The sequence below is a fragment of the Sphingopyxis sp. NFH-91 genome, from assembly GCF_021401285.1.
Lineage (GTDB): Bacteria > Pseudomonadota > Alphaproteobacteria > Sphingomonadales > Sphingomonadaceae > Sphingopyxis > Sphingopyxis terrae_A.
The window spans coordinates 1-6,295 of record NZ_JACBGA010000022.1 but is presented as its reverse complement, the minus strand read 5'-3'; the positions used below and the strand labels follow the sequence as shown (position 1 = coordinate 6,295).

The window sequence follows — 6,295 nt, the reverse complement described above, 5'->3', positions numbered from 1 at the left end:
AGAGCGCCTTCCTTGACGATGGAAGCCATCTGGATCATAAAATCATCAGCGCCGATCACATTCGGCGCAACGAGATCTGCTGGCCTGTTCCCGCCGCTGCTTCCCAACATAGGACGTTGTCGGACCTGATATGCTCGGGTGGCCCATGCTCGATGAACAGATCGGCGAGGACGTCGATGACGTCGTTCGACCGGAACCGCCGCAGCGGCACCATCGCCAGGCATTCCCGGCTGTGCTCGTCGATGATGTTGAGCATCCGGAACTTCCGGCCGTTGTGCGTCTGATCCTCGACAAAGTCGTAGGACCACACATGCCCGCGGTGCAGCGGGCGCAACCGGATGCACGACCCGTCGCCAAGCCAGAGCCGGCGGCGCTTCGGTTGTCTCTTCGGCACCTTTAAACCCTCCCGCCGCCAGATGCGCTCGACCACCGACAGGCTGACCTGCCAGCCGGCATGCCCGAGCAGCGCATGGATACGGCGATAGCCGTAACGGCCATAATCCTTCGCCAGCGCGATGATGTCGGCCGTCAGGCGTCCCTCGTCGGCATCATCTCTCGGAGGATGTCGCTGTGTCGAGCGGTGCTGGCCGAGCACGCGACAGGCCCGTCGCTCCGATGCCGGCAACGCACGACTGACCTGCTCGATCGCCTCGCGGCGACGGGAGGGGCTCAAAAAGTCAGCTTCGACGCCTCTTGCAGGATCGCCTTGTCCAGCGCGAGGTCGGCAACAAGCCGCTTCAACCGCGCATTCTCGCGCTCCAAATCCTTCATCCGCCGCGCCTGATCAACCTTCAGGCCGCCATATTCCTTGCGCCACCGATACAGCGTCTGTTCGGATATACCGATCTGACGGCAAGCCTCGACCGCCGTCGATCCTCGCCCCACAAGCACATCAGCCTCACGCAGCTTCACGATGATCTGTTCCGGCGTAAAACGTTGACGTCCCATAACTTTCTCCAACTCTTTCGCCACAACGGGCTCTCTCTAGAATTGGACCAGTTTTTCCAAGGCAGACCAAGATGCGCTGATTCGAAGCTATCCTATCCATGGCGCGCAGCATCGGTGCGTGTGCTGGACGGCGCAGTCAGGCCGACCTCCGCCGGGTTTCCGGTGCCCCATCTCTACGGCGCATGGGACGATCCGCGTGGCGCGGAACTCTGTCTATACTATCCACCAGACGAGACTATGCTCCTCGGGCAGCAGGTCGCCCAGCAGCTTCTGCCCTGGGCCTTTGAATGGTTGCACTACTACGAGATCTGGCTGGTGACAGGGGTTTGGTCCGGCCCTGAGGCGCCGCACAAGGTAGGTGAGCCGCCAGTAACCAATGGAACCGGCGGTGAAACCCGGCCCCCTAGCGTGTTGAGACCGATCCACGCGCCGCTGATGGGGAGCATGGGCTATCTGCTTGCCCAAAACGCCGCTTGCTAGATGACCATAATTCGGCGCTAGAGCATCATTGCAGGTCCATTTCAAACTTGATACAGAGGTGGCACAAAGGGCCATACTGGTGGCATGCTAAGGTATTGAAAGAGCGCGTGTTGCGCGGATTTAGTCCCCTCCCGTAGGGGTCACCAAATCGCCGGAAGGGCGCGGAAGTCTCGGTTTTATGTTCGTGGGTGGCTCGGTGGGTACACCAGACCCGTAGACAAAGAACGAACAATCACGGAGCCGAAAGGACTCTGGCGCGATCCGCGCAGCGGCATCTTTTGCCTCCGCCGCAGCATTCCGCCGCCGTTGCAAAGCGCCTTCGCTTGCGGCCAACTCTACAAAGTGAGCCTTGGTACCGCCGATCCACGCGATGGAAAATGAAAGCCGGCGATCGCAAATGTTGAATTTGAGCGGAAGTCCTGCCGAAAGGCTTGCCGCGAATGCCTCATGCAGCCCGAGCGGCTTCCATCGCCGGTCCCAGCGCCACCGCCGACGCCAAGCGGCGCAGCGATACCCATCGCGCGCGCGGTGCCCGATCGTCTGTCGATGACGGGCGCGAATGCGCGCTCGCTCCTCGAGGGTTCTTGCGCGCATCTCGTCACGGAGCTGCGCGCGCTCGGCGCCTGTCAGCAGGCTGAAGCGCGCAAGCTCGTCGTCGATGGCCTCCGACGCGTTCAGCCAGTCGCGGTTCCGGTCGCCGGTTCAGTCATTGTCGCGCAGGCGATCCCGATCGCTTTCCATATCGCTCCGGTCCTGGTCGCGAAGCCGGTCGCTGTCCTGGTCGCAGCTGTCTCCAGGCGTGCACGGACGGTCGCGCTTACGGCGCACAAGCAATGCTAACCGGGACGTGTTGTGATAGGTAATGGTTGCTGCATCGCGACAGCGTATGTCCGCTTCAATAAGGGCTCGTCGTGGAAGCGGCTCTTCCCGACCGGCCGCTCTTCAATGAGGTACGGCACCGAGTTCGAACCCCGTTTTATCGTGCAGCGCGAACTTGTCGACGATGTCGGCGCTGGCGCGATTGTAACCGACGACCTCCACCGTGCGGCCTTCGCGGCGCAGGCGCGCGATGATCTTGTCGAGCGCGCCGACACCCGAGATGTCCCAGAAATGTGCGGCCGACACATCGATGAGGATGTCGGGTGCGGCCTCATCAGTCTGGAAGCTCCGTGTGAAGCGGTCGACCGAGGCGAAGAAGATCTGACCAGTCACGAAATAGGTAGTGCGGCTCGCGTCATCACTGGCCTCGCGCCGAACGTCGAACATCCGCTGCACTTTTGCGGCAAAGAATATCCCCGATAGCAGCACGCCAGCGAGCACGCCCAGGGACAGGTCGTGTGTCGCCACGACCACAACCACCGTGGTCACCATCACGATCGACGAGGTCGGCGGATGGCGGCGCAGGTTCGCGATCGAGTTCCAGCTGAAGGTGCCGATCGACACCATGATCATCACCGCGACCAGCGCGGGCATCGGCATGCGGCCGACATAAGGGCCGAGCGAGGCGAGCAACATCAGGAGCGTCGCGCCGGCGGTGAAGGTCGAAAGGCGGGTCCGCCCGCCCGAGGTCACGTTGATGACGGACTGACCAATCATTGCGCAGCCGCCCATCCCGCCGACGAAGGCGGCGGCGATGTTGGCGGTGCCTTGTCCGGCACATTCGCGGCGCTTGGCGCTGTCGCTGTGCGTCATGTCATCGACGATCTGCGCCGTCAGCAGCGATTCGAGCAGGCCGACTGCGGCCATCGTCAGCGAATAGGGCAGGATGATCCGTAGCGTTTCCAAAGTCAGCGGTACATCGGGCAGGACGATGTTCGGAAGACCTTCCGGAAGCTTGCCCATGTCGCCGACCGTGTTCACCGGCAGGCCGAACCCGATGCTGATTGCCGACAGGATCAGGATGGCGACGAGCGGCGAGGGAACGGCCTTCGTCAGCAGTGGGAGCAGGTAGATGATAGCAAGCCCGCCCGCCACCATCGCATAGGCCTGCCACGTCACATCAATGAGCTGCGGCAGTTGTGCCATGAAGATGAGGATTGCGAGCGCGTTGACGAAGCCCGTGATGACCGAGCGCGACACGAACTGCATGACGAGGTCGAGCCTCAGCAATCCGGCGATAATCTGGATGATGCCCATCAGGATCGTTGCTGCAAAGAGATATTCGACGCCATGTTCTTTGACGAGCGGGATGACGAGGACGGCCACGGCAGCGGTCGCCGCCGAGATCATGCCCGGCCGCCCTCCGGTAAAGGAGATGACGATCGCGATCGCGATCGATGCATAAAGGCCGACGCGCGGATCGACCCCGGCGATGATCGAAAAGCCGATCGCCTCGGGGATCAGTGCGAGTGCGACGACAATGCCGGCAAGGATGTCGGCGCGTGCGGTCGATGCGCCGGCGAACCATTGCTGGCGGTAAGCGGTAAATCCGTTGAACATGAAAAGCTCACATCAAGACACATGGCGCCCGGGCGGACGCGCTCATATTTGCATGTGCGATGTTGTCCGGCGGATCGGCGGCCGGAATAGCCACCCGGAGTTGCACCGGGTCCTTGCGAATGGCGGCCCTCTATCCCGATGCCGGGCTCCTTTGCAAGCGATCGCTTTGTTCGCTTTCGTGCTTCGCATCATAAAAGCCGACCCTCTCCAGCCGGCCAGTCCCTGCCGAGTGCTGGACCGGCGCTAATTGGGGGCTTCGACCAGATCTTCGACCATCGTGGCCAGCAGGCCGACCTGCGAATGGACACCGGCCTTTGCATAGATGCTCGCAAGCTGCGCCCGGATCGTCCCCGACGCCGCGCTGCGGAGGCATGCGATCTCTGCGGCATCGAAGCCCTTGAGTGCGAAGAGCGCGACATCGGCCTCGGCACCGGTCAACTGCCAGTCGAGGAACCGCTGCCGGACGAGATCTGACATCGCGCCGCGCGCGGTTGCGACCGCAGCTTCGTCAAGCCTTGCGCGAACGACCAGCCAGCGCAGCTGCAGCGTGCCGAAGACCACGCCAGCCAGCAGGGCGGCGGTTGCGCAGGATTCAACGAACAGGTGCATGCTCCATCCATCCGCGGCGATGTCGCCTGCGACGTCGGCGACGAAGAAGATCGTCGCGAGCGTCTGCAGCGCCACAAGGAAGGTGATGGCGACTGCCCGGCGTTCCAGCGCTTTTCGTCTTTCCCGCATGGTCACGGTCTACGCGCGTCCGGGCAACATGGCCAACAGGATTTCCCGGCCGCTGCGGCGCGTCTCGAAGACTGTTCCGGCGATATGCAGGGCAATCAGAATATAGAGCAGGTTGACGCTGGTCTCATGCACTTCTTCCCACATGCTTTCGCTACCCTCCGCGCCTTTCACCTCGTCTTCCTCCTCATCGTCGTCCTGTTCGGCGACCAAATGGCGGCTGACCTCGCCCGCCTGATCCGCAGAGCCGGGGAGCGCGCCCGAAGGTGGGCCTGCCATCGCTATTCCGCTGGCAATGATAAGGCCGAGCACGCACCAGATGGCGTAGACCATCAACGCGCCAAGCGGATTGTGCGAGCGATGGATCTCCTTTCGGCCGACCCTTATATCGCGCAGATGCCCCACAGCCCGGCGCAAGCTCGGCGGGAAAGCCGAAAAGCGAGCTTCGGCCGGACCTATCAAACCCCACAGCAGGCGCAGCGCGAAGACCGCGGCCAGCGCATAGCCCACCCAGATGTGCGCCCCCGATCCTTCTTCGGTAACCAGCGCATTGGCGATGATTGCGGTGACAATCGACCAATGGGTGATTTTCACGACGGGATCCCAGCTGCGACGCGAGCGAGCGGGGGCTGGGGCAAATTCTTCGGGTTCGAATTGTTGCGCGTGTGGCATGCTCTTTTCCTTCGTTGCTCGAAGGATCCGATCATGGCTGACGCCGCCGGGCCATCCGTCAGATGCTTATGCTCGCGGATTTAAGCATCTGCTTACGCCAGGAGCACCGTTGCGTAAGTTTCCGGGCGCGCTTTGCGAACATTATGTGCCCGGAATTCCCGCGAGCTCTGCTGGCGTGACGACGGGTTCGTTCCGGTCCTTCCGCTCCGAGTAGCGGTCGACGAGCTGGTCGGCATGGCCGCGCGTGAGCACGGTGAAGCGCACCAGCTCCTCGGCGACGTCGACAATCCGGTCATAATAGCTCGATGGCAGCATCCGGCCCGCCTCATCAAACTCCTGATAGGCCTTCGCGACGCTCGACTGGTTGGGAATGGTGATCATCCGCATCCAGCGGCCAAGGATGCGCAGCGTGTTGACGCTGTTGAACGATTGCGATCCCGCCGAGACCTGCATCACCGCGAGCGTGCGGCCCTGCGTCGGGCGAAGTCCCTTATAGGCGAGCGGCAGGTGATCGATCTGCGCCTTCATGATCCCGGTGATCTGACCATGGCGTTCGGGGCTGCACCAGACCTGGCCATCGGACCAGAGCGAATGCTGGCGAAGCTCCTCGACCGCCGGATGATCATCATCTGCGATCTGGTCAGGAAGCGGAAGGTCGGAGGGATCGAAGATCCGCGTTTCGCAGCCGAACAGCTGGAGCAGCCGCGCGCTCTCTTCGACGACGAGACGGGAGTAGGAGCGTTCCCGCAAGCTGCCGTAGAGCAGCAAAATGCGCGGCGCGGGATCGAGCGGGCCGAGACCGAGCGCCGGTTGTGCGCGCAGATATTGGGGGCTGAGCGCCGGAAAGTGGTCGGGGTCGACGAGTGCGCGCAGGCGCGCGAAGTTTTGGTCTGACATGAGCTAGGCCGTGAACCCATAAAACGTTGGCGTTGGGGCTCGGCTGTGCCACCCTGCATTTATGGATGAGCAGCACGATCCCAGCTTGATGGGTATGACGGTCAATGAGCGGCTATTTCATGGT

6 protein-coding genes, 1 pseudogene and 1 other annotated feature are annotated in these 6,295 nt (G+C 62.4%); of the genes and pseudogenes, 2 read left to right on the top strand and 5 right to left on the bottom strand.

Annotated features, from left to right (window positions below; genetic code table 11):
• Nucleotides 1-115: 115 nt before the first annotated feature.
• A pseudogene (locus L0963_RS19350) lies at nt 116-948 on the bottom strand (IS3 family transposase); the annotation flags it as partial.
• Between the two features lie 627 nt (nt 949-1,575).
• On the opposite strand from L0963_RS19350, the gene L0963_RS19900 reads away from it, so the two are divergent.
• Both L0963_RS19900 and L0963_RS19345 read left to right on the top strand, forming a co-directional pair.
• Entirely contained in the window at nt 1,576-1,809 is a 234-nt protein-coding gene (locus tag L0963_RS19900) for a DUF6538 domain-containing protein (protein WP_442800569.1), read from the top strand.
• Between the two features lie 147 nt (nt 1,810-1,956).
• Nucleotides 1,957-2,268 carry a hypothetical protein gene (locus L0963_RS19345; RefSeq protein WP_234181405.1) on the top strand — a complete coding sequence of 104 codons (312 nt, stop codon included), beginning with the start codon at nt 1,957-1,959 and terminating at the stop codon, nt 2,266-2,268.
• A 102-nt stretch (nt 2,269-2,370) separates the two neighbouring features.
• Here the strand turns inward: L0963_RS19345 and L0963_RS19340 are convergent, their stop codons facing one another.
• The 4 genes from L0963_RS19340 to arsH form a co-directional block, all read right to left on the bottom strand.
• Entirely contained in the window at nt 2,371-3,867 is a 1,497-nt protein-coding gene (locus L0963_RS19340; protein ID WP_234181403.1) for a SulP family inorganic anion transporter, read from the bottom strand.
• A 60-nt stretch (nt 3,868-3,927) separates the two neighbouring features.
• Nucleotides 3,928-3,983 (bottom strand) — a sequence feature (sul1 is cis-regulatory element that is thought to sense ions involved in sulfur or methionine metabolism; They are found in Alphaproteobacteria).
• Nucleotides 3,984-4,110: 127 nt separating this feature from the next.
• Nucleotides 4,111-4,605 carry a helix-turn-helix transcriptional regulator gene (locus L0963_RS19335; protein WP_234181401.1) on the bottom strand — a complete coding sequence of 165 codons (495 nt, stop codon included), beginning with the start codon at nt 4,603-4,605 and terminating at the stop codon, nt 4,111-4,113.
• 9 nt (nt 4,606-4,614) lie between these two features.
• Nucleotides 4,615-5,274, bottom strand: a complete 660-nt coding sequence (locus L0963_RS19330) for a cytochrome b/b6 domain-containing protein (protein WP_234181399.1) — start codon at nt 5,272-5,274, stop codon at nt 4,615-4,617.
• 141 nt (nt 5,275-5,415) lie between these two features.
• Nucleotides 5,416-6,171, bottom strand: a complete 756-nt coding sequence (gene arsH, locus L0963_RS19325) for an arsenical resistance protein ArsH (RefSeq protein ID WP_234181397.1) — start codon at nt 6,169-6,171, stop codon at nt 5,416-5,418.
• Nucleotides 6,172-6,295 lie beyond the last annotated feature (124 nt).

What these genes read in the sequence shown, in the direction of transcription:
- L0963_RS19340 (WP_234181403.1), bottom strand. Translation starts at nt 3,867, where the DNA reads ATGTTCAACGGATTTACCGCTTACCGCCAGCAATGGTTCGCCGGCGCA.
- L0963_RS19335 (WP_234181401.1), bottom strand. Translation starts at nt 4,605, where the DNA reads ATGCGGGAAAGACGAAAAGCGCTGGAACGCCGGGCAGTCGCCATCACC.
- L0963_RS19330 (WP_234181399.1), bottom strand. Translation starts at nt 5,274, where the DNA reads ATGCCACACGCGCAACAATTCGAACCCGAAGAATTTGCCCCAGCCCCC.
- arsH (WP_234181397.1), bottom strand. Translation starts at nt 6,171, where the DNA reads ATGTCAGACCAAAACTTCGCGCGCCTGCGCGCACTCGTCGACCCCGAC.